This is a genomic window from Sphingomonas sp. SphC10 (genome assembly GCF_057004845.1).
Genome location: NZ_CM168044.1, coordinates 3,207,336 through 3,225,418 on the forward strand (window position 1 = coordinate 3,207,336; position 18,083 = coordinate 3,225,418).

The 18,083-nt window shown below is 65.8% G+C and carries 19 protein-coding genes; 12 read left to right on the top strand and 7 right to left on the bottom strand.

Annotated elements, in window-relative coordinates; genetic code table 11:
* The 11 genes from ACWKSV_RS14710 (at position 1) to ACWKSV_RS14760 (ending at position 9,901) form a co-directional block, all read left to right on the top strand.
* Positions 1–696 (top strand): flagellar hook assembly protein FlgD, encoded by a 696-nt coding sequence (locus tag ACWKSV_RS14710; protein ID WP_076714626.1) that lies wholly within the window; start codon positions 1–3, stop codon positions 694–696.
* Between the two features lie 29 nt (positions 697–725).
* Positions 726–2,018: a flagellar hook protein FlgE gene (locus ACWKSV_RS14715; RefSeq protein ID WP_056432232.1), complete on the top strand. Its 1,293-nt coding sequence runs from the start codon at positions 726–728 to the stop codon at positions 2,016–2,018.
* Positions 2,019–2,048: 30 nt separating this feature from the next.
* The gene (locus ACWKSV_RS14720) at positions 2,049–2,804 is read left to right on the top strand and encodes a flagellar basal body rod protein FlgF (protein ID WP_056432229.1); all 756 of its coding nucleotides are present in this window, start codon (positions 2,049–2,051) and stop codon (positions 2,802–2,804) included.
* 13 nt (positions 2,805–2,817) lie between these two features.
* Entirely contained in the window at positions 2,818–3,606 is a 789-nt protein-coding gene (gene flgG, locus ACWKSV_RS14725; protein ID WP_056432226.1) for a flagellar basal-body rod protein FlgG, read from the top strand.
* A 74-nt stretch (positions 3,607–3,680) separates the two neighbouring features.
* Entirely contained in the window at positions 3,681–4,349 is a 669-nt protein-coding gene (locus ACWKSV_RS14730; protein WP_056432502.1) for a flagellar basal body L-ring protein FlgH, read from the top strand.
* Positions 4,350–4,360: 11 nt separating this feature from the next.
* The gene (locus ACWKSV_RS14735; RefSeq protein ID WP_056432224.1) at positions 4,361–5,458 is read left to right on the top strand and encodes a flagellar basal body P-ring protein FlgI; all 1,098 of its coding nucleotides are present in this window, start codon (positions 4,361–4,363) and stop codon (positions 5,456–5,458) included.
* A gap of 56 nt (positions 5,459–5,514) precedes the next feature.
* Positions 5,515–5,784 (top strand): rod-binding protein, encoded by a 270-nt coding sequence (locus ACWKSV_RS14740; protein WP_338468992.1) that lies wholly within the window; start codon positions 5,515–5,517, stop codon positions 5,782–5,784.
* Between the two features lie 15 nt (positions 5,785–5,799).
* On the top strand, positions 5,800–7,143 hold the full coding sequence (flgK, locus tag ACWKSV_RS14745) for a flagellar hook-associated protein FlgK (RefSeq protein WP_076714628.1): 1,344 nt from the start codon (positions 5,800–5,802) through the stop codon (positions 7,141–7,143).
* A gap of 5 nt (positions 7,144–7,148) precedes the next feature.
* Positions 7,149–8,042 carry a flagellin N-terminal helical domain-containing protein gene (locus ACWKSV_RS14750; RefSeq protein ID WP_056432218.1) on the top strand — a complete coding sequence of 298 codons (894 nt, stop codon included), beginning with the start codon at positions 7,149–7,151 and terminating at the stop codon, positions 8,040–8,042.
* Between the two features lie 101 nt (positions 8,043–8,143).
* Positions 8,144–9,007, top strand: coding sequence for a flagellar motor stator protein MotA (gene motA / locus ACWKSV_RS14755; protein ID WP_042487297.1), 864 nt, complete (start codon positions 8,144–8,146; stop codon positions 9,005–9,007).
* A gap of 3 nt (positions 9,008–9,010) precedes the next feature.
* The gene (locus ACWKSV_RS14760; RefSeq protein WP_076714630.1) at positions 9,011–9,901 is read left to right on the top strand and encodes a flagellar motor protein MotB; all 891 of its coding nucleotides are present in this window, start codon (positions 9,011–9,013) and stop codon (positions 9,899–9,901) included.
* An 845-nt stretch (positions 9,902–10,746) separates the two neighbouring features.
* Here ACWKSV_RS14760 and ACWKSV_RS14765 read toward each other — a convergent pair.
* The 7 genes from ACWKSV_RS14765 to ACWKSV_RS14795 form a co-directional block, all read right to left on the bottom strand.
* A complete protein-coding gene (locus tag ACWKSV_RS14765) occupies positions 10,747–11,238 on the bottom strand; it encodes a Ros/MucR family transcriptional regulator (RefSeq protein ID WP_056432212.1) in 492 nt (163 codons plus the stop codon).
* 774 nt (positions 11,239–12,012) lie between these two features.
* Positions 12,013–12,384, bottom strand: a complete 372-nt coding sequence (locus ACWKSV_RS14770) for a hypothetical protein (protein WP_076714632.1) — start codon at positions 12,382–12,384, stop codon at positions 12,013–12,015.
* 71 nt (positions 12,385–12,455) lie between these two features.
* On the bottom strand, positions 12,456–13,940 hold the full coding sequence (gene rpoN, locus ACWKSV_RS14775) for an RNA polymerase factor sigma-54 (protein ID WP_076717840.1): 1,485 nt from the start codon (positions 13,938–13,940) through the stop codon (positions 12,456–12,458).
* Positions 13,941–14,075: 135 nt separating this feature from the next.
* Complete coding sequence (lptB, locus tag ACWKSV_RS14780) at positions 14,076–14,858, bottom strand: LPS export ABC transporter ATP-binding protein (RefSeq protein WP_380772688.1); 783 nt, start codon at positions 14,856–14,858, stop codon at positions 14,076–14,078.
* Positions 14,859–14,925: 67 nt separating this feature from the next.
* On the bottom strand, positions 14,926–15,468 hold the full coding sequence (locus tag ACWKSV_RS14785) for an LptA/OstA family protein (protein ID WP_076714634.1): 543 nt from the start codon (positions 15,466–15,468) through the stop codon (positions 14,926–14,928).
* An 18-nt stretch (positions 15,469–15,486) separates the two neighbouring features.
* Positions 15,487–16,113, bottom strand: a complete 627-nt coding sequence (gene lptC / locus ACWKSV_RS14790; RefSeq protein WP_056432199.1) for an LPS export ABC transporter periplasmic protein LptC — start codon at positions 16,111–16,113, stop codon at positions 15,487–15,489.
* A 38-nt stretch (positions 16,114–16,151) separates the two neighbouring features.
* Entirely contained in the window at positions 16,152–16,772 is a 621-nt protein-coding gene (locus tag ACWKSV_RS14795) for a ribonuclease D (RefSeq protein ID WP_042487278.1), read from the bottom strand.
* Between the two features lie 337 nt (positions 16,773–17,109).
* Between ACWKSV_RS14795 and ACWKSV_RS14800 the strand changes: the two genes are divergently transcribed.
* Positions 17,110–17,964, top strand: a complete 855-nt coding sequence (locus ACWKSV_RS14800) for a cold-shock protein (RefSeq protein WP_076714637.1) — start codon at positions 17,110–17,112, stop codon at positions 17,962–17,964.
* Positions 17,965–18,083 lie beyond the last annotated feature (119 nt).

Below are 18,083 nucleotides of genomic sequence, written 5' to 3' on the forward strand. Positions count from 1 at the left end.
ATGGCATCCGATGTGATGGACTCGACGCTCGACAGCCTGGGCATTGCGCGCGCCGGAAGCGCGACCAGCGGCGCCACGGCCGCGGCCTCGGCCAAGAAGACGACGCTCGGCCAGACCGATTTCCTGAAGCTGCTGACCGCGCAGCTCAAGAATCAGGATCCGTTCGCGCCGATGGACAATACCCAGATGGTCGCCCAGATGGCGCAATTCTCCAGCGTGGCCGGCATCTCCGAGATGAACACCACGCTGACATCGCTCGCGAACAAGCTGACCGGGACCACGCCCGCAGCCGCGATAAACTATGTCGGCAAGACCGTGCTGACCCAGGGCACGACCGCCTATGGCCGCACCAGCGGCGGGCTGGCGGGCCAGGTCGAACTGGACGCCGCGGCGTCGAACGTGACGGTGACCATCGCCGATGCCAGTGGCGGGGTCGTCAAGTCGCTGTCGCTGGGCGCGCAGAAGGCGGGCACGGCCAGCTATGACTGGGACGGCAAGACCGACGACGGCAAGACCGCCGGATCGGGCCCCTTCACCATTTCGGTGTCCGCCAACAACGGCAGCGCCGCCGTTACCAGCCGCTCGCTGGTCTGGGCGCCCGTCCAGTCCGTCTCGCTGCCCTCCAACGGCTCGCCGGTCCTGACCGTCGCCGGTCTGGGCCAGGTCCAGCTTTCCGCCGTCCGCGCCGTCGGCTGATCCCCCTTAACGCACCAGGAAGATAGCCCATGTCCTTCTACACCTCGCTCAGCGGCCTTCAGGCCTCGCAGACCGACATGTCGGTCATCTCGCACAACCTCGCGAACGTCGGCACCAACGGCTTCAAGAAGAGCCGCGCCGAATTCGCCGACGTGATGGCGGCCAATTTCTCGACCGACCCGTTCAAGCAGGTCGGCTCGGGCACGGTGGTCAAGGCCAACCGTCAGGAGTTCAAGGAAGGCAACTACACCAGCACGTCGAACGCGCTGGACCTTGCCATCTCGGGTGACGGCTTCTTCACGGTGCAGGCCGGCGGCACCACGGGTACGCTCCAATATACGCGCAACGGATCGTTCCAGGTCGACACGAACAATTACGTCACCGACACGCAGGGCAACCGCGTCCAGGTGTTCCCGGTCGACAAGGACGGCAACGTCACCTCGTTCGGCAGCGACGGCCTGACCAGCCTCCAGCTGCCGGCGACCAGCGGCACGCCGGTCGCCACCAAGAAGGTGTCGATGGCCATCAACCTGTCGAGCACCGCCGTCGCACCGACCGCCGCGTTCGATCGCACCAATATGGGCACGTACAACAACACGACCCAGACCAAGATCTACGATACGACCGGCAATGCCATGACGCTGACCAATTACTATGTCCGCGCGCCGCTGCCGGTCGATGCCAATGGCAATGCGATCCAGCCTGCGGACGGCAGCAGCAACTGGCTGGTCTACAGCTTCGTCGGCGATCAGCAGATGACGACCAATGGCGGGTCGAAGGACCCGATCAAGATGACGTTCGATTCGGGCGGCAGCCTGAAGGCGCCGACCGGGGCGACCAAGTTCGACAATTTCACCCCGCGCACCTCGATCATCTCGCAGCCGCTGTCGATCGACTATACCGGCTCGTCGCAGTCGGGTTCGATCTTCTCGGTCGCCTCGCGTACCCAGGACGGCAAGGCGGTGGGCCTGTTGTCGGGTGTGTCGGTCGGCGACGACGGCCTGGTCACCGCCTCCTTCTCGAACGGCGAGACCGCAGCGCTGGGCAAGGTCGCGGTGGCGACCTTCGTCAACATGCCGGGCCTGCGCCAGGAGGGGAACAGCTATTGGGAGGCGACCGGCAAGTCCGGCGCGGCCAAGTTCGGCACCGCCAACCAGGGCGCGTACGGCGCGATCCGGTCGAGCACCATCGAGGGGTCGAACGTCGACATCACCGAGGAGCTGGTCAACCTGATCGCCGCGCAGCGCGATTTCCAGGCGAATGCGAAGGCGCTCGATACGTCGAGCCAGATCTCGCAGACCATCTTCAACATCCGCAGCTAAGCGAACGCCGGGGGCTAACGGGGAACCGCGATGGACAAGCTGGTCTATACGGCATCGACGGGCATGCGGGCGCATATGGCGGCGCAGACCGCGATCGCCAACAACATGGCCAATGCCTCGACGATCGGGTTCCGCGCCGACCGCGTCGTGTTCGACCGCATCGACCTGAAGGGCGGCGGCGCGGCGTTCGAGGCGCGGATGCCCACCGCCGAGGAAGTGACCGACGCCGACCGTCAGCCGGGCACGATCCAGCATACCGGCAACGCGCTGGACGTGGCGATCGCGACGTCCAGCGCGTGGCTGGCGGTGCAGGCCCCGGACGGGACCGAAGCCTATACCCGTCGCGGCGACCTGGAGGTCACGGCCTCGGGCGTGCTGCAGACCGGCGACGGTTATCCGGTGATCGGCCAGAACGGCCCGATCACGGTGCCGCCGTATAATTCGATGGCCGTCGCCCCCGACGGTACGCTGTCGATCGTGCCGCTGGGCGCGGGGCCGGATACCCAGCCCCAGGTGATCGACCGCATCAAGCTGGCCGACACGCGCGGCACGCAGACGGTGAAGGGTCTCGACAATCTGCTGCGCGTCAAGGGCGGCGGGGCGATGCCGCAGGACATGGACGCCACGGTCCAGTCGGGCGCGCTGGAAGGGTCGAACGTCAACATGACCCAGACGCTGGTCGACATGATCGAGAACCAGCGCAGCTACGAGGTGCAGGCCAACCTCATGAAAGAGGCCAAGTCGTTGGATGAAAACAGCGCATCGCTGATGCGTCTGCCGAGCTGAGGATTAAAGAGACATGTCTTCCGCCGCTTTGCACGTCGCACGCACCGGGCTCGATGCCCAGGATATGCGTATGCGGGTCATTTCGAACAACCTGGCCAACGTCAACACGACCGGGTTCAAGCGCGATCGCGCCGCGTTCGAGACGCTGGCCTATCAGACGATCACCGCGCCCGGCGCGGCCAGCTCGACCGAGAGCAAATATGCGACCGGCCTGAACCTGGGCACCGGCGTGCGGATCCAGGGGACCGCGCGCATCAACACCCAGGGGTCGATGCAGACCACCAACAACAGCCTCGACCTGGCGCTGGACGGTGACGGCTTCTTCCAGGTGCAGATGCCGGGCGGCACGCTCGGCTATACCCGCGCGGGCAATTTCTCGCGCTCGGCCGAGGGGCAGCTGGTCACCGCCGAGGGTTATCAGGTAATGCCGGGCATCACCGTCCCCGAGGGCACGACCCAGATCACGATCGGCACCGACGGCACCGTCTCGGCAACCCTGCCGGGCCAGACCGCGGCGGCCGAGATCGGCCAGATCCAGATCGCCAGCTTCCCCAACTCGGCCGGGCTTCAGTCCAAGGGCGACAATTACCTGACCGAAACCCCCGCCTCGGGCGCGGCGAACATGGGCGTCGCCGGGCTCGAAGGGCGCGGCCAGATCCGTCAGGGCATGCTCGAAGGCTCGAACGTCAACGTCGTCGAGGAGCTGGTCGACATGATCGAGACCCAGCGCGCCTATGAGGTCAACTCGAAGATGATCAAGTCGACCGACGAGATGCTTCAGTACGCGAACCAGAATCTGTGACCATGACCCTGCGCTTCCCCACCCTGCGCTTCGACTATTGGACCGAGCTGGCGCTGTCGGCGGCGGCGGGCACCATGGTCGCCGTCGCGCTGATCCCCGCGCCCGCCCATGCCAGCCTGTTCGGTCGCAAGAAGCCCGCCGAGGATTTCTCGACGGTGCGCCCGGCCCCGATGCCGATGCAGCCGGTCGCGCAGCCCGCCCAGCCCAATGGCGGTATCTTCCAGGTGTCGGACGGCTATGCCGCGCTGTACGAAGGGTGGCGCGCGCGCAAGGTCGGCGATCCCCTGACCATCGTGCTGGTCGAGCGGACGGCGGCGACCAAGTCGGCCAATTCCAAGCTCGGCTCCAAGGGCGATCTGGGCCTGGCCCCGCCGACCACCGGCCCGCTGGGCAAGCTGCTCAAGTCGACCGATATCGGCATGAGCGGCAGCCGCAACTTCAACGGATCGGGCGCGGCCGACCAGTCCAACTCGCTGTCGGGTGAGATCACCGTGACCGTGGCGCAGGTGTTTCCCAACGGCACGATGCTGGTCCAGGGGCAGAAGCGCGTGACGCTGAACCGCGGGGACGAGTTCATCCAGATCAAGGGGCTGGTCCGCATGGCCGATGTCGGCATCGACAATCGCGTCGAGTCGACCCGCGTCGCCGATGCGCAGATCGCCTATACCGGCAAGGGCGACGTCGCCCGCGCCAGCCGCCAGGGCTGGCTGAGCCGCTTCTTCCAAGCCGTCAGCCCGTTCTGAGGCCATAGCATATGATCCTCCGCTTCTTTCTCGCGCTCTTCGCCACCTTCGCGATCGCAGGTCCGGCCTCGGCCGATCGGATCAAGGATCTGGGCGGGTTCCAGGGCATCCGTACCAACCAGCTGACCGGCTACGGCATCGTCGTCGGTCTGCCGGGCACGGGCGACGACAATCTGGAATATACCGTCCAGTCGCTGAAGGCGGTGGTCTCGCGCTTCGGGCTGCAACTGCCGCCGACCGCCAATCCGGGCATGAAGAATGCCGCGGTGGTGATGGTGACGGCCGAACTGCCGCCCTTCGCCAAGCCGGGCCAGAAGCTGGACATCACCGTCGCCTCGATGGGCAAGGCCAAGTCGCTTCGCGGCGGCAGCCTGATCCTCACGCCGCTTCAGGGTGCGGACGGCCAGATCTATGCGATGGCGCAAGGGAACCTTGCAGTCGGCGGTCTGGGTGCCGAAGGCGCGGACGGGTCGAAGATCGTGGTCAACATTCCCTCGGTCGGTCGCATCCCCGAAGGGGCGACGGTCGAGCGGGCGGTCGCCACCGGCTTCGACACCGCGCCCAGCCTGACCTTCAACCTGGCGCGCGCCGACTTCACCACAGCGCAGAATGTCGCGCAGGCGATCAATTCGCGTCTGGGCATGGGTACTGCGCAGGCGATGGACGCCGTGTCGGTCGCGGTCCGCGCGCCGATGGGCGCCGATGTCCGCGCCACGCTGATGTCCGAGATCGAGAATCTGAACGTCACCTCGGCCGAGCCGCCCGCCAAGGTCATCGTCAATGCCCGCACCGGCACCGTCGTCATCAACTCGGCGGTCCGGGTCGGTCCGGCGGCGGTCACGCACGGCAAGCTGACCGTGAAGATCGACGAGAATCAGCGCGTCAGCCAGCCCGGCCCGCTCAGCGGCGGACAGACGGCGGTGACGCAGAAGTCCGGCGTCTCGGTCGAGGAAGAGCGTCGCCCTATGTTCGTCCTGGCCCCCGGTCCCAAGCTGGCCGATGTCGTCAAGGCGGTGAACGCGATCGGCGCGGCCCCGTCCGACCTGGTCGCCATTCTCGAAGCGCTGAAGGAAGCCGGCGCACTCAAGGCGGAGTTGATCGTCCTGTGACCCAGAGCATTTCACCCACTTCGCCCGCGACCGCGGCCTCCGCGATCGCGGGTACGGTGTCCACCGACACCCGCCGCCTGTCGAACGGCGCCAATCTGGACAAGGCGGGCACCCAGTTCGAGGCGATCTTCACCGGCATGATGCTGAAGGCGATGCGCCAGACTAAGCTGAGTGAAACCATGTTCGACTCCAAGGCGCTGGACACGTTCCGGGACATGCAGGATCAACAGGTTGCCCAGACGATGGCCGCCCAGGCCCCGCTTGGCATCGGCAAGGCCGTCACCGCCTTTCTGGCGAAATCTCAACCTGTCGTTAACCAGACATAACGTACCGCAGTAACCATGAGCGACCTGCTCTCTATCGGCGCTTCGGGCGTCCGCGCATATCAGACCGCGCTGACCGCCGTTGGTGAGAATATCGCCAATGTCGGAACGGACGGCTATTCGCGCCGGTCGGTCACGATGCAGGAGATTTCGCCCGCCGCTGGTCTGGCGGCGAACAAGGTCTCCGCGGGCTCGGGCGTCGTGGTGCTGGGCATTGCGCGCGCCACCGACGTCTATGCCAGCGCTGCGGTTCGCTCGGCCACCGCCGACCTGTCCCGCACCACGACGGGCGTGACCTGGCTGAACCGGATCGAGGGCGCGTTGACCGGCGATCAGGTCCAGACGCGCCTGACCGCCTTCTTCACCGCCGCGCGCACCCTGTCGGCCGAGCCGACCTCGGCTGCGCTGCGCGCCACGATGCTGGAAACCGCGCGTTCGACCGCGACGGCGTTTACCGCGACCGACTCGGCCTTCGACCAGATCAACGCCGATTTCGACGGTCAGGCACGGCAGGCGGCCCGTGACCTGTCCTCGCTCGCCACCTCGCTGGTCCGCGTCAATGACGGGCTGGGCCGGACGCAGCCGGGCACGGCGGCGGCGGCACAGCTGGCTGACCAGCGCGACCAGATCCTGACCCAGATGAGCGCATTGTCCGACATCACCAGCACGACCGACGAACTCGGCCGCGCGACGGTGCGACTCGGCGATCGGGCCGGGCCGATCCTGGCGGCGACCGACTCCACCGGGGCCGTCACCTATCAGCGCGGCGCCGATGGCAGCGTATCCTTCCAGGTCGCCTTGAACGGGCAGATCAGCGACTTCGTGCCGACCGGCGGCGCGATAGCCGGGATGCTGGACGGGGCCGAGCGGATCAACGTGGCACGCGGCGCCTTTAACCAGCTTGCCAAGAGCTTCGTCGAGACGGTCAACGGCCTTCAGGCCGGCGGCCAGGACCTGAACGGCGCAACCGGCACGGCGATGTTCGGCCTGACGGCAGGCACCGCGCAGATGAGCCTGTTGATGACCGATGGATCGAAGATCGCGGCGGCAAAGGGCAATCAGGGCTCGCGCAATGCCGACAATCTGGCCGCGCTGGAAACCCTGCGCGGATCGGCGGGCTTCGAGAACAAGCTGACCCAGATCGTCACCGACAACGCGACCACGCTGAAGCAGCGCCAGACCGTCGCCGATGCGCAGTCCGCGATCCGCGACGGGGCCAAGGCCTCGCTGTCGGCGGCCTCGGGCGTCACGCTCGATTCGGAAGCGGTGACGCTGATGCGCTTTCAGCAGGCCTATTCCGCAACCAGCCGGGTGATCCAGGCGGCGCGCGAAACCTTCCAATCCATTCTCGAGCTGCGGTAACGGTCATGCAGATTTCCACCAGCTTCTTCTACGACACCGCCTCGCGGCGGATGACCGAACTGACCGGCAAGGCGAATGCGTTGCAGGTCCAGATTTCGACCGGCAAGAAGTTGACCAACCCGTCGGACGACGCCGCCGCCGCCGCCCAGGTCGCCGAATTTGACCGCCGCGATGCCGACGATGCGGTCTACAAGACCAATCTGACGCTGGCGGGCTCGTTGCTGCAACAGGCGGACACGACGCTGGGCCAGATCGGCAAACAGGTGCAGAAGGCGCTGGAGCTGACGACCCAGGCGGCGAACGGCACCCTGAACGCCGCCAATCGGTCGAGCGTGGGCGACCAGATCGCCTCGATCCGCGACGCGCTGCTCGGCCTTGCCAATGCCAAGGACGCGCGCGGCCTGCCGCTGTTCGGTGCGGCGGCGGGCACCGATGCGGTGACGATGGTCAATGGCCGCTACACCTATTCGCAGGCCAATGTGTCCGATATCCCGATCGCCGACGGCCAGAGCGTCGACGTGTCGGTCGGCGCCGACCGCGTGTTCCAGGCGGGTGCGAACGACGATACGCTGAACGTCCTCAACACCCTCGTCACCGCGTTGAAGTCGGGCGGCGATGCCAGCGCGACGGTCAAGGACGCGATGGACAAGCTGAAGGCGGCCAACGACAATGTCGCCACCGTGCAGGCCTCGGTCGGCGCGCGCGAGGCGCGGGTCGAGCTGCAGCAGGGGCTGCAACAGGCCGCCAGCACCGACCGGGCGCAGCTGCGTTCCAGCATCGAGGATGTCGATCCGGTCGAGACCATTACGAAGCTGCAACAGACGATGACCGTGCTTCAGGCGACCCAGGCCAGCTTCACCAAGCTGAGCAGCCTGTCGCTGTTCGACTATCTGAAATGATCGCGGCCGGGCATCGGCCCGGTAACTGTATTTTGACCTTACCAGGCTAGGCCGGTGATCTGACGGGCACTGCGGCCGGTCTTCGGGAGAATCGGTTCACCATGTTTCCTGCCATCGGCCTAGTCATCCTGCTCGGCATGGTGTTTGGCGGTTTCGCCATCACCGGCGGCAAGCTCGGCCCCGTGTTCGAGGCGATCCCGCACGAAATGCTCATCATCGGCGGCGCGGCCGTCGGTGCGCTCGTCATCGGCAACAGCGGTGCCGAGCTGAAGGCGCTGGGCGGGGCGATGGGCAAGATCTTCAAGGGCCCGAAATACAAGAAGCAGGACTATCTCGACGTCATCTTCCTCGTCTCGAAGTTGATGAAGATGCTGCGCACCGAGGGCCCGATCGCGCTGGAACCGCATGTCGAGGACCCCAAGTCCTCCTCGGTCTTCGCCGAATATCCCCGGCTGGTCGCCGACCACACCCTTGTGAACCTGATCGCCGACACGCTTCGCCTGGTCGTCGTGTCGTCGGGCACGCTCGACGTGCATGCGGTCGAAGAGGTCATGGACAACGCGATCAAGACCCATCACCACGAGGTCGAGGGGCCGCAGGGCACGCTTCAGAGCCTGGCCGACTCGCTGCCCGCGCTCGGCATCGTCGCGGCCGTGCTCGGCATCGTGAAGACCATGGGCTCGATCGACAAGCCGCCGAGCGTGCTGGGCGGCATGATCGGCTCGGCGCTGGTCGGCACCTTCATGGGCGTGCTGCTGGCCTATGGCATCGTCAACCCGTTCGCGGGACGCTTGAAGCAGGTGATCGACGCCGACGCCGCCATCTATCACGTGGTCAAGCAGATCATCATCGCCTCGCTCCACGGCCATCCCCAGCCGCTGGTCATCGAGGCGGCACGCTCGGGCATCAAGCACAAGGACCAGCCCGGCTTCGCCGAGGTGTTCGACGGCCTGCGGGGCAAGTAAGCCATGGCCCGCGCACCGCATGGCAAGAACGAGCCGCCCAAGATCGTCATCGTCAAGAAGATCATCGCCGATGGTCATGGCGGGCATCATGGCGGCGCGTGGAAGGTGGCCTATGCCGACTTCGTGACGGCGATGATGGCGTTCTTCCTGCTGCTCTGGCTGCTGGGTGCGACCACCGAGAAGCAGCGCAAGGGCATCGCCGACTATTTTGCGCCGACGCTGATCGACACCAAGTCGACGGGCATCGGCGGCGGGGTGCTCAACGGTGGGCCGGGCGCGGGACGGCAGCAGAGCGGGATCAGCGGGCGTATCCAGCTGATCGTGCCCAAGGCGTCGGAGGGCGGCGGCGACAAGGCCGGGACCGGCGACAAGGGTTCGCTGCGCAATCCCAACGCCAAGGCGCAGGATCAGAAGACCTTCGACGCGATCAAGCGTGAACTCCTGAAGAAGATGGAGGTCACGCCCCAGCTCAAGAAGCTGGCGCAGCAGGTGCGCTTCATCCCGACCGACGACGGCCTGCGCATCGATCTGGTCGACAATGCCGATTATTCGATGTTCGCGACCGGCACGACGAACCTGACCCCGGCGGCGTCCGACCTGATCGGCACCATCGCCAAGACGGTCGCCGACGTGCCCAACACGATCATGATCCGCGGCCACACCGACAGCGTACCTTACGGCGATCCGCGCGCGATGAACAACTGGCTGCTCTCGTCCAGCCGCGCCGAGTCGACCCGCCGTCGCCTGGCCGCCGGGGGCCTGCCCGAATCGCGGTTCGAGCGGATCGAGGGCGTGGCCGACCGCGAACCGATGATCGCGGGCAATCCGTCCGACCCGCGCAACCGCCGCGTGGCCATCACGCTGCTCTATCGCAAGGGTGTGTTCGGCCAATAGGGGTGGGGGCGGGCTTGACGATGCCATAGCCCCGCCACATCCGCTCATAAGCGATCCCGAACCCGTTGGCGGCGCGCCGGGATGCGTCGTTCAGCGCGCTGCAAAGCCCGACGCCCCGGCGATAGGCGATCGCAAGGGCATATCGCAGAACGAGGTCCCGTTTCCGGCCGGAGGGGCAATCAACATTCATTCCGTCTTTTCCCCTCTCCCCTGGATAGCGGAGAGGGTTAGCGCAGCTTGCCAGCGTGCTGGCTAGCGTAGCTTGGGTGAGGGGTTGAGCGAGCCTTTGGCTCGCGCGCCCGCTTTCGCGAGCGCACACCCCTCACCCAGCTCCGACTAAGCCTTTGCTTTCGCAAAGACCAAGTCTGCGCAACCCTCTCCCCTCTATGAGGGGCGAGGGGAAAGAGAAGGGTATCTGATTGTCGGTTGGTCTTGGGAATGACGGCAAAAAGTCTGCTGTTCCAGGTCGCTGATGCGCGCCACATGGGTTGTAAGGTCATGCCGGGTCGGGAATGGCCCGTATTTCAGATAGGCCCATGACCCGTCCGCGCCATGTGCCGCGCCTCACAGATCGGCGACATGCTGGGTAAACAGGGGGTCGAGCGTGATGGCCGCGCCGACATGGCGGTCGGCCCCCGGTGGGGAGGCAGGATAGTTCGGCAACGACCGGCCCAAGCGGAAGATCAATCACGTCCCGTCATCGCTGGTGGACGGTGCCGCTTCAATTGCAATGCGTATCCGCCAAGATGAGTGCCGTGCCCAAAGGAAACCCGCCCGACCATCCATGCTTCGGGAGAAAAGCATGGGCAGCCGGGCGGGTTCTTCATCCATCGATCGCGACGCGATTACTCGGCGTCGGCGGCCTCGCTCTTGCGCGACTTGCGCGGGGCGGGGGCGGCCGCCGCGTTGCGCGGACCGGGCTTGCGGCCCAGGCCGATCTTCTTGGCCATTGCGCGACGGCTTTCCGAATAGCTCTCGGCGACCATCGGATAATCCGGCTTCAGGCCGTAACGCTCACGATATTCTTCCGGCGTCAGACCATGGGTGGCCAGATGACGACGCAGCGTCTTGTACGGCTTGCCGTCGATCATCGAGACGATGTGATCCTTCGACGCCAGCGACTTGCGAACCGACACGGCCGGAACATATTCGGTCGGCGCTTCGACATCGGTCGCCTGTGGCGCGCTGCCCAGAAGCGAAGACACGGTCTCGTGCATCTTGTGCAGGAACGCCGGAACCTCTTCCGAGGAGGTGCGGGTATTGGGATTGCCCAACCATGCAATGGTCAGCTCAGTTGCCAGTTCTACGGCATTCACATCGATAGGGTCGTCGGCCATGATACGCTCCTGTTGTTTTCATGTGACCTAACCGTCAATCGCAGGAGGTCAACCATTCTGTGCAGCATCGGACCGAATTTAGATGGTTTATGACGGATTTTATATTTGAGTGATGTTCACGAATGGCATCGATCAGTGGCCAAAATCGTCCAAAGATTGGACAGGTGAAATCCGGGGAGCAGGATATAAATAGCGGCAACATCCTGATTTCGATCAAAGCATATTGCACGGCAGAGGCTCGCAAATCCTAGTATCGATCACGCTGGCGGGCCGAATGCAAAATGTGCAACCAAAATTGATGAGGTTGCATTTGTGTAAATCGTCCGTCCTCGGCATAGAGAGCGGGCCTTTCAGGCATCCTCTCCTAAAAAACTTTCACGGGCTGGTCTCACGACCGGCCCTTTTTTTGTCTTGCTTCCGCCGTACATCGGCCTAGGCTGTCCCATCGCCGCGCTTCAACGATAGTTATAAGCAGGAGTGGAAGCCGCCGGGAAAACCGGCATCGCGCGTCGGTGCCGGGGGTTGAGCGACTGGGTCGCTCCCCCCGATTTACCTTCCACCTTTGACGGTGTTTCGATCTGCGTCTGGGGATCGGCGTGGCCTTCGACTTCGCTCAGGCGGAGCGGGCTCAGGCGGAGCGGAGCGAAGAATGGTTCTGGATACACAACCCCATTCAGCCTGAGCGAAGTCGAAGGCCAAGGGCCGAACCTGATGACCATGTCGCCCAGGGGGGACGGGAGAGTCTGCGAACTCGTCCCCCCTGAAGAGCCGCTTTTACCCCTTCGTGTCGGACGGAGAGCGGTGGATGAACTGGTCCAGCGCCGATAGCGCCATGCCGGCAAAGGCGACGACCTCGGACATGCCCGACTTCGTGGTTCCGCCTTCCTGTGGCGGCTCGGGTGTCTCGGGCTGGGTCGGCTCGGGCGAGGATGCCGCGCCGTCGTTCGGCCGCTTCGTCGTCTCGCGCGCGAGGGCTGATGCCGCGACGATCAGCCCGGTGGCGAGCAATTGCCGCCCGGCCGGGCTCCGCGCCTGATCGAGCAGCGTCTGACCGATCCGGTGCAGGGACGAGGGGCCGGAGGACGTGCCCGGCTGTTCGTCCAGCTTGGCCTTTTTTTGCTTTTTCTTGTGCTTCTTCTTGCCCATCGGCCTGGCCTCGCAATCTTGTGTATGCTCGATGTAATACACTTGGCGCGGTGTTCAAGCGGCGGGCGATGTCACCCCGCCAAAGCGCGGGCGCGGCGACGCTGGACCGAGCTGCCGATGCCCAGCGACTCGCGATATTTGGCGACCGTGCGCCGGGCGATGTCGAAACCCTTGGCTTGGAGCAGCTCGACCAGCGTGTCGTCCGACAGGATCTTGGCACCCTCGTTCGCGATCAGCGTCTTGATCGCACTTTTCACCGCCTCCGCCGATACGGCGTCGCCGCCATCCGCCGCCGCGATACCGCTGGTGAAGAAGAATTTCAGCTCGAACAGCCCGCGCGCGCAGCTGAGATATTTGTTGCTCGTCACGCGGCTGACGGTCGATTCATGCATCCCGATCGCCTCGGCGACGCGGGCGAGCGTCAGCGGCTTCAGATGCGCGACGCCGTGGAGGAAGAAGGCTTCCTGCTGCTTCACGATCTCAGTCGCGACGCGGATGATCGTCCGCTGCCGCTGGTCGAGCGCCTTCATCAACCAGTTGGCGCTGGCCAGGCAATCGGCCAGCCATGCCTTGGACCCCTTGTCCTGCGGCCCGTGGCGCAGTTCCTGGTAATAGCGGCGGTTGACCAGCACGCGGGGCAGGGTGGCGGTGTTCAGCTCGATGCCCCAGCCATTCTTGGTCCGGGTGACGAACAGGTCGGGCACCACCGCTTGGCACGGCTCGCCGCCGTAACGGCAGCCCGGCTTCGGGTCATAGCCGCGCAGCTCGCGGATCATGTCCGCCATGTCCTCGTCGTCGACGCCGCAGATCCGCTTCAGCCGAACCAGTTCGCCGCGCGCCAGCAGGTCGAGATTGGCGATCAGCTTGGCCATGCACGGGTCGTAGCGGTCGACCTCCTTGGCCTGTAACGCCAGGCATTCGGCCAGATCGCGCGCCCCGACACCGGTCGGGTCCAGCCCCTGAACCACCTTTAACACCGACTCGACGCGGGGGAGGGGGATGCCCAGCCGCCCGGCGATCTCGTCCAGCGGCACGGTCAGATAACCCGCCTCGTCCAGCTGGTCGATGATATGCGCAGCGATGGTCAGGTCGGTGCCGGACAGGATCAGCGCAATCTGCGCCTCCAGATGCTCGGCGAGATTGGGCGCATCGTCGGGCAGCGAGTCCCAGTCCGGCCCGTCCTCGCCGCCCAGCCCGCCGCTGCCGCTCGTCCCGTTGAGCGACAGGCCGCCGTCCGGCCCGGTGCCGCCGTCGGCGACGCTGTCCTGCTGATGGCTCTCGGTCGCGTAATCCAGGTCGAGGCCCCGGTCTTCCGAGGGCGCCGTCCCGGCGACCAGTTCGTCGGCCGCGGCGGGCGCCTCGCGCTCGGGGCGTTCGGGGGTCGCCACTTCGCGCACCGCGCCGGCGTCGAGCAGGGGGTTCTTCTCCACCTCCTCGGCGATGAACGCCTCGACCTCCAGATTCGACAGCGTCAGCAGCTTGATCGCCTGCTGAAGCTGCGGCGTCATCACCAGCGATTGCGACTGGCGGATGTCGAGACGCGGGGCGAGGCTCATATGGCCATTCCTGCCGCTGGGGACCATCCGAAGGATGTATCGCCCTCTCGATGGCGGGACACCCCTCCGTCAGGGCTTCGCCCTGCCACCTCCCCTGCAAGGGGAGGAATAGAGGGAATGCCGGTCCTCATGCGATCAGAGCGAAAAGCCCTCGCCCAGATACAGGCGGCGGACATTGGCGTCGGCGACCAGTTCCTCCGGCGATCCGCTGAACAGCACGCGCCCGTCATAGATGATGTAGGCGCGGTCGACGATGTCCAGCGTCTCGCGGACATTATGGTCGGTGATCAGCACGCCGATGTCGCGCCGTTTCAGGTCCTTCACCAGATCGCGGATGTCGGCGATCGAGATGGGGTCGATCCCTGCGAACGGCTCGTCGAGCAGCATGATCGACGGATCGGCGGCCAGCGCGCGGGCGATCTCGGCACGGCGGCGCTCGCCACCCGACAGCGCCATGGCGGGCGCGGCGCGCAGGCGGGTGAGGCCGAATTCCTCGAGCAGCTTGTCGAGCTTGCGCGCGCGCTCGGCCGGGTCGGGCTCGGCCAGTTCGAGCACGGTCAGGATATTCTTCTCGATCGAGAGGCCCCGGAAGATCGAGGTTTCCTGCGGCAGATAGCCCAGGCCCAGAATGGCGCGGCGATACATGGGCAGCCCGGTGATATCCTCGCCGTCCAGCATGATGCGGCCCGAATCGGGCTTCACCAGGCCCATGACCGAATAGAAGCAGGTCGTCTTGCCCGCGCCATTGGGGCCGAGCAGGCCGATCACCTCACCACGCCCGACCGACACCGACACGTCGGTCAGGACGACGCGCTTGTCATAGCTCTTGGCGATCGACACGACCTGCAGGCCATTGGCGACCGGCGGCTCCGACACGGGGGCGTTGCGATGACTTGCCTCGCGAATCGGGGTTTCCATGTCCATCGGCCCGTTTCTTTCCTTAGCTGATCGAACGTTAGCGCGGGCATGGCACCCGCGTCACGCCTCAGTTGCGATCGGGGACCGAGAAGGTGCCCGTGACCCGGCCCGACGGCGCGCGGTTGACGGTGCCGCCATTGCCCGACGACGCGCCGCCCGATACCGACGACCCGTCGATCACCGCGCGGCCGGTGTCGAGGTTCAGCGTCAGCCGTCCGCCATTCACCGTATTGCCACCCTGGGTCAGCGTGACATTGCCCAGCATGGTGATGACCCGCCGGTTGAGGTCATAGATCGCATAGTTGCTGCGCGCCGTCTGGTCCGGCCGCTTGACGACGACCCCGCCCGAAGCGTCGAAGCGCGACACCTGCGGCTTTCCGCCCAGCACCTGGCCGGTGTAGAACACCGTCATCCGCGCCGCCGTCAGCGTCATCTCTGCCTGGCGCAGCGAGACATTGCCCGACAGGACGGCGCGGTTCTGCTTGTCCTGCAACTCGATGACGTCGGCACCGAAATCGACGGGCGCGCGGCTGTTGTGCTTGACCTGCGCGGCCGCGGACACTGCCAGGACGAGAAGGGCCGGAGCCGCAGCGGCGAAGAGCTTGTACATGAGCGGCTATTTCGGGCTTTACGGGACGATGCGCAAGCGGGCGTTGCCTTCCAGCCGGACGGAACGATTTTCCAGGTCCGCCCGCATCTTGTTCGCGCTGAAATTGCCCTGCGGCACTTGGCCGGTCACGGCGCCGCCCGACACCAAAGTCCGCTGTTGCAGGTCGATGGTCGCGTCATGCGTGCGCAGATCATATCCGCCCGCCGATTTGAAATCGAGCGGCCCGTCCAGCTGCACCTGTTCGGTGCGCATGTCATAGCGGCCCGAATTGGCACTGACCGTGGCGGGCCCGTCCGACAGGCGGATGGCGGCGGACAGCTTGTTGAGCTGCACCACCGGCTCGGCCGAGCTGCGCTGGATCGCCGAGCCCGCGTCGAGCGAGAAGGGCTGCCCCTTGTCGTCGACGCCGCGATACTCCGCCGCCTGGATCTTCATCCGCTCGCGCGCGACCTCGACCTTCTTCTTGTCGAGGACGAAGGACACTTCGCTGGACGAATAGATCGGCGCCATCACCAGGAACGCCGTCAGCACGCCGATCGCGCTGGGCAGCATCCAGCGCGCCAGCGTCACGAAACGGTCGTGACGGCTGCCCGGTGCGGCCCAATGCTGGCGCTGGGTACGGACGCGGTCGGCGATCTCGGACATGACGGCTCCCTATCGTGCCCGGATCAGGCGTCAATGATTCAGGCGTGGGCGAAGATATCGACCTCGGGCCAACCCGCCAGATCCAGCTCGGCGCGTGCAGGCAGGAAATCGAAACAGGCCTGGGCCAGTTCCATCCGGCCTTCGCGCTCCAGCCTTTTGTCGAGCTCCACCTTCATCCGGTGCAAATAGCGCACGTCCGACGCGGCATATTCGCGCTGGGCGTCGGACAGCTCGGGCGCACCCCAGTCCGACGATTGCTGCGCCTTGGACAGCTCGACCCCGAGCAGCTCGCGGACCAGCTCCTTCAGGCCGTGACGGTCGGTATAGGTGCGGATCAGCCGCGAGGCGATCTTGGTGCAATAGACGGGCGCGGCGACGACACCCAGATAATGGCGGATCGCGGCGATATCGAACCGCCCGAAATGATAGAGCTTCAGCCGCGCCGGATCGGCGAGCAGTGCGCGAAGGTTCGGTGCGGCATAGTCGCTGTCGGGCGCGAAGCGGACGAGATGCTCGTCGGGGCCGCCGTCCGACAGCTGGACGACGCACAGCCGGTCGCGTGGCGTGATGAGGCCCATCGTCTCGGTATCGACGGCGATCGAGGCGCCGGGGGCGAACAGATCGGCGGGAATGTCTTCTTCGTGCAGGTGAACGGTCATGATGTCTGCCCTAGCGGGGGCAGGGCCAAGCCTCAACCGCGATCGGGCGGGGCGACGGAGAAAAGGCGGTCGCGACAGAGGCTCGCAGGGGCCGGCCGGTGATTCGCCGATTCGCAAGAAGATGTTGTGGAGTTTCGGCCACAATTCCGACGTAATCTGCCTCGTTCGCGCCAAAGCGAGACTGGTTCGCACGATTTCGTTCGCGATGGCTGTCCTTCTGCGTTATGCATCCCCACTAGGCGCAAAAGGTTTGGCGCCAAAAGATCCGCGCTCTTCGTCCGGCGCACGGTTCTTGAGGACAGGATTTGCGGGCGAACCGGGAAGACGAACAGGGCTTATGAGTTTCGATAGAGGTAGCCGGGGCAATCGCGGCTCGCGTGGCCGCGACAAGCGGGACAATTTCGGCGGCGGCGATGAAGGCGGCTTTGGCGGCGGCTTCGGCGGCGGTGACCGCTTCGGTGGCGGCGGCTTCGGCGGCGGTTTCGGTGGCGGCGACCGCTTCGGCGGCGGTGGCGATCGTGGCGGCTTCGGCGGCGGTGATCGCGGCGGCTTCGGCGGCGGCGGCGGTGGTTTCCGTGGCGGCGGTGGCGGCTTCGGCGGCGGTCGTGGCGGCGGTGGCGGTATGCCCCCCCAGGTCGTTGGCGAAGGCACGGGCGTCGTCAAGTTCTTCAACGCGCAGAAGGGCTTCGGCTTCGTCGTGCGCGATGACGGCGGCGAAGACGTGTTCGTTCACATCTCGGCCGTCGAGCAGGCGGGCCTGACCGGCCTGGCCGAAGGCCAGCCGCTCGGCTTCACCCTCGTCGATCGCGGCGGCCGCATCTCGGCCACCGAACTGAAGATCGAAGGCGAGCCGATGCCGGTCCAGGATCGTGCCCCCCGCGAGCCGCGCGAAGGCGGTTTCGGCGGCGACCGTGATCGCGGTCCCCGCGGCGGTGCGGCCGGTGGTTTCGGCGGCGCTCCGCAGCGTCAGCTGACCGGTGAGAAGGCGACTGGTACGGTCAAGTTCTTCAACGCGATGAAGGGCTTCGGCTTCATTCAGCGCGACGACGGACAGCCCGACGCGTTCGTGCACATCTCGGCCGTCGAGCGCGCCGGCATGGGCTCGCTGAACGAAGGCGATCGCCTGCAGTTCGAGATCGAGGTCGATCGTCGCGGCAAGTACGCAGCGGTCAACCTGCAGAACGAGGGCTGATCCCCCTCGGCTGAATAAGCCTCCCTTTTCGGGCGTAGAGGCCCGGCGTTGCAGCGATGCGACGCCGGGCCTTTTCGTTATCTGGGATAAGGAAGAACGGCGCGGTAATGAGAGCGGCT

Excerpts from the sequence above, each read along its gene's own strand:
- ACWKSV_RS14750 (WP_056432218.1), top strand. The coding sequence starts at position 7,149 with ATGCAGATTTCCACCAGCTTCTTCTACGACACCGCCTCGCGGCGGATG.
- ACWKSV_RS14770 (WP_076714632.1), bottom strand. The coding sequence starts at position 12,384 with ATGGGCAAGAAGAAGCACAAGAAAAAGCAAAAAAAGGCCAAGCTGGAC.
- ACWKSV_RS14730 (WP_056432502.1), top strand. The coding sequence starts at position 3,681 with ATGGTCGCCGTCGCGCTGATCCCCGCGCCCGCCCATGCCAGCCTGTTC.
- ACWKSV_RS14785 (WP_076714634.1), bottom strand. The coding sequence starts at position 15,468 with ATGTACAAGCTCTTCGCCGCTGCGGCTCCGGCCCTTCTCGTCCTGGCA.
- flgG (WP_056432226.1), top strand. The coding sequence starts at position 2,818 with ATGTCTTCCGCCGCTTTGCACGTCGCACGCACCGGGCTCGATGCCCAG.
- ACWKSV_RS14710 (WP_076714626.1), top strand. The coding sequence starts at position 1 with ATGGCATCCGATGTGATGGACTCGACGCTCGACAGCCTGGGCATTGCG.
- ACWKSV_RS14715 (WP_056432232.1), top strand. The coding sequence starts at position 726 with ATGTCCTTCTACACCTCGCTCAGCGGCCTTCAGGCCTCGCAGACCGAC.
- ACWKSV_RS14800 (WP_076714637.1), top strand. The coding sequence starts at position 17,110 with ATGAGTTTCGATAGAGGTAGCCGGGGCAATCGCGGCTCGCGTGGCCGC.
- lptC (WP_056432199.1), bottom strand. The coding sequence starts at position 16,113 with ATGTCCGAGATCGCCGACCGCGTCCGTACCCAGCGCCAGCATTGGGCC.
- flgK (WP_076714628.1), top strand. The coding sequence starts at position 5,800 with ATGAGCGACCTGCTCTCTATCGGCGCTTCGGGCGTCCGCGCATATCAG.
- ACWKSV_RS14760 (WP_076714630.1), top strand. The coding sequence starts at position 9,011 with ATGGCCCGCGCACCGCATGGCAAGAACGAGCCGCCCAAGATCGTCATC.
- ACWKSV_RS14795 (WP_042487278.1), bottom strand. The coding sequence starts at position 16,772 with ATGACCGTTCACCTGCACGAAGAAGACATTCCCGCCGATCTGTTCGCC.
- ACWKSV_RS14765 (WP_056432212.1), bottom strand. The coding sequence starts at position 11,238 with ATGGCCGACGACCCTATCGATGTGAATGCCGTAGAACTGGCAACTGAG.
- lptB (WP_380772688.1), bottom strand. The coding sequence starts at position 14,858 with ATGGAAACCCCGATTCGCGAGGCAAGTCATCGCAACGCCCCCGTGTCG.
- motA (WP_042487297.1), top strand. The coding sequence starts at position 8,144 with ATGTTTCCTGCCATCGGCCTAGTCATCCTGCTCGGCATGGTGTTTGGC.
- ACWKSV_RS14720 (WP_056432229.1), top strand. The coding sequence starts at position 2,049 with ATGGACAAGCTGGTCTATACGGCATCGACGGGCATGCGGGCGCATATG.
- rpoN (WP_076717840.1), bottom strand. The coding sequence starts at position 13,940 with ATGAGCCTCGCCCCGCGTCTCGACATCCGCCAGTCGCAATCGCTGGTG.
- ACWKSV_RS14735 (WP_056432224.1), top strand. The coding sequence starts at position 4,361 with ATGATCCTCCGCTTCTTTCTCGCGCTCTTCGCCACCTTCGCGATCGCA.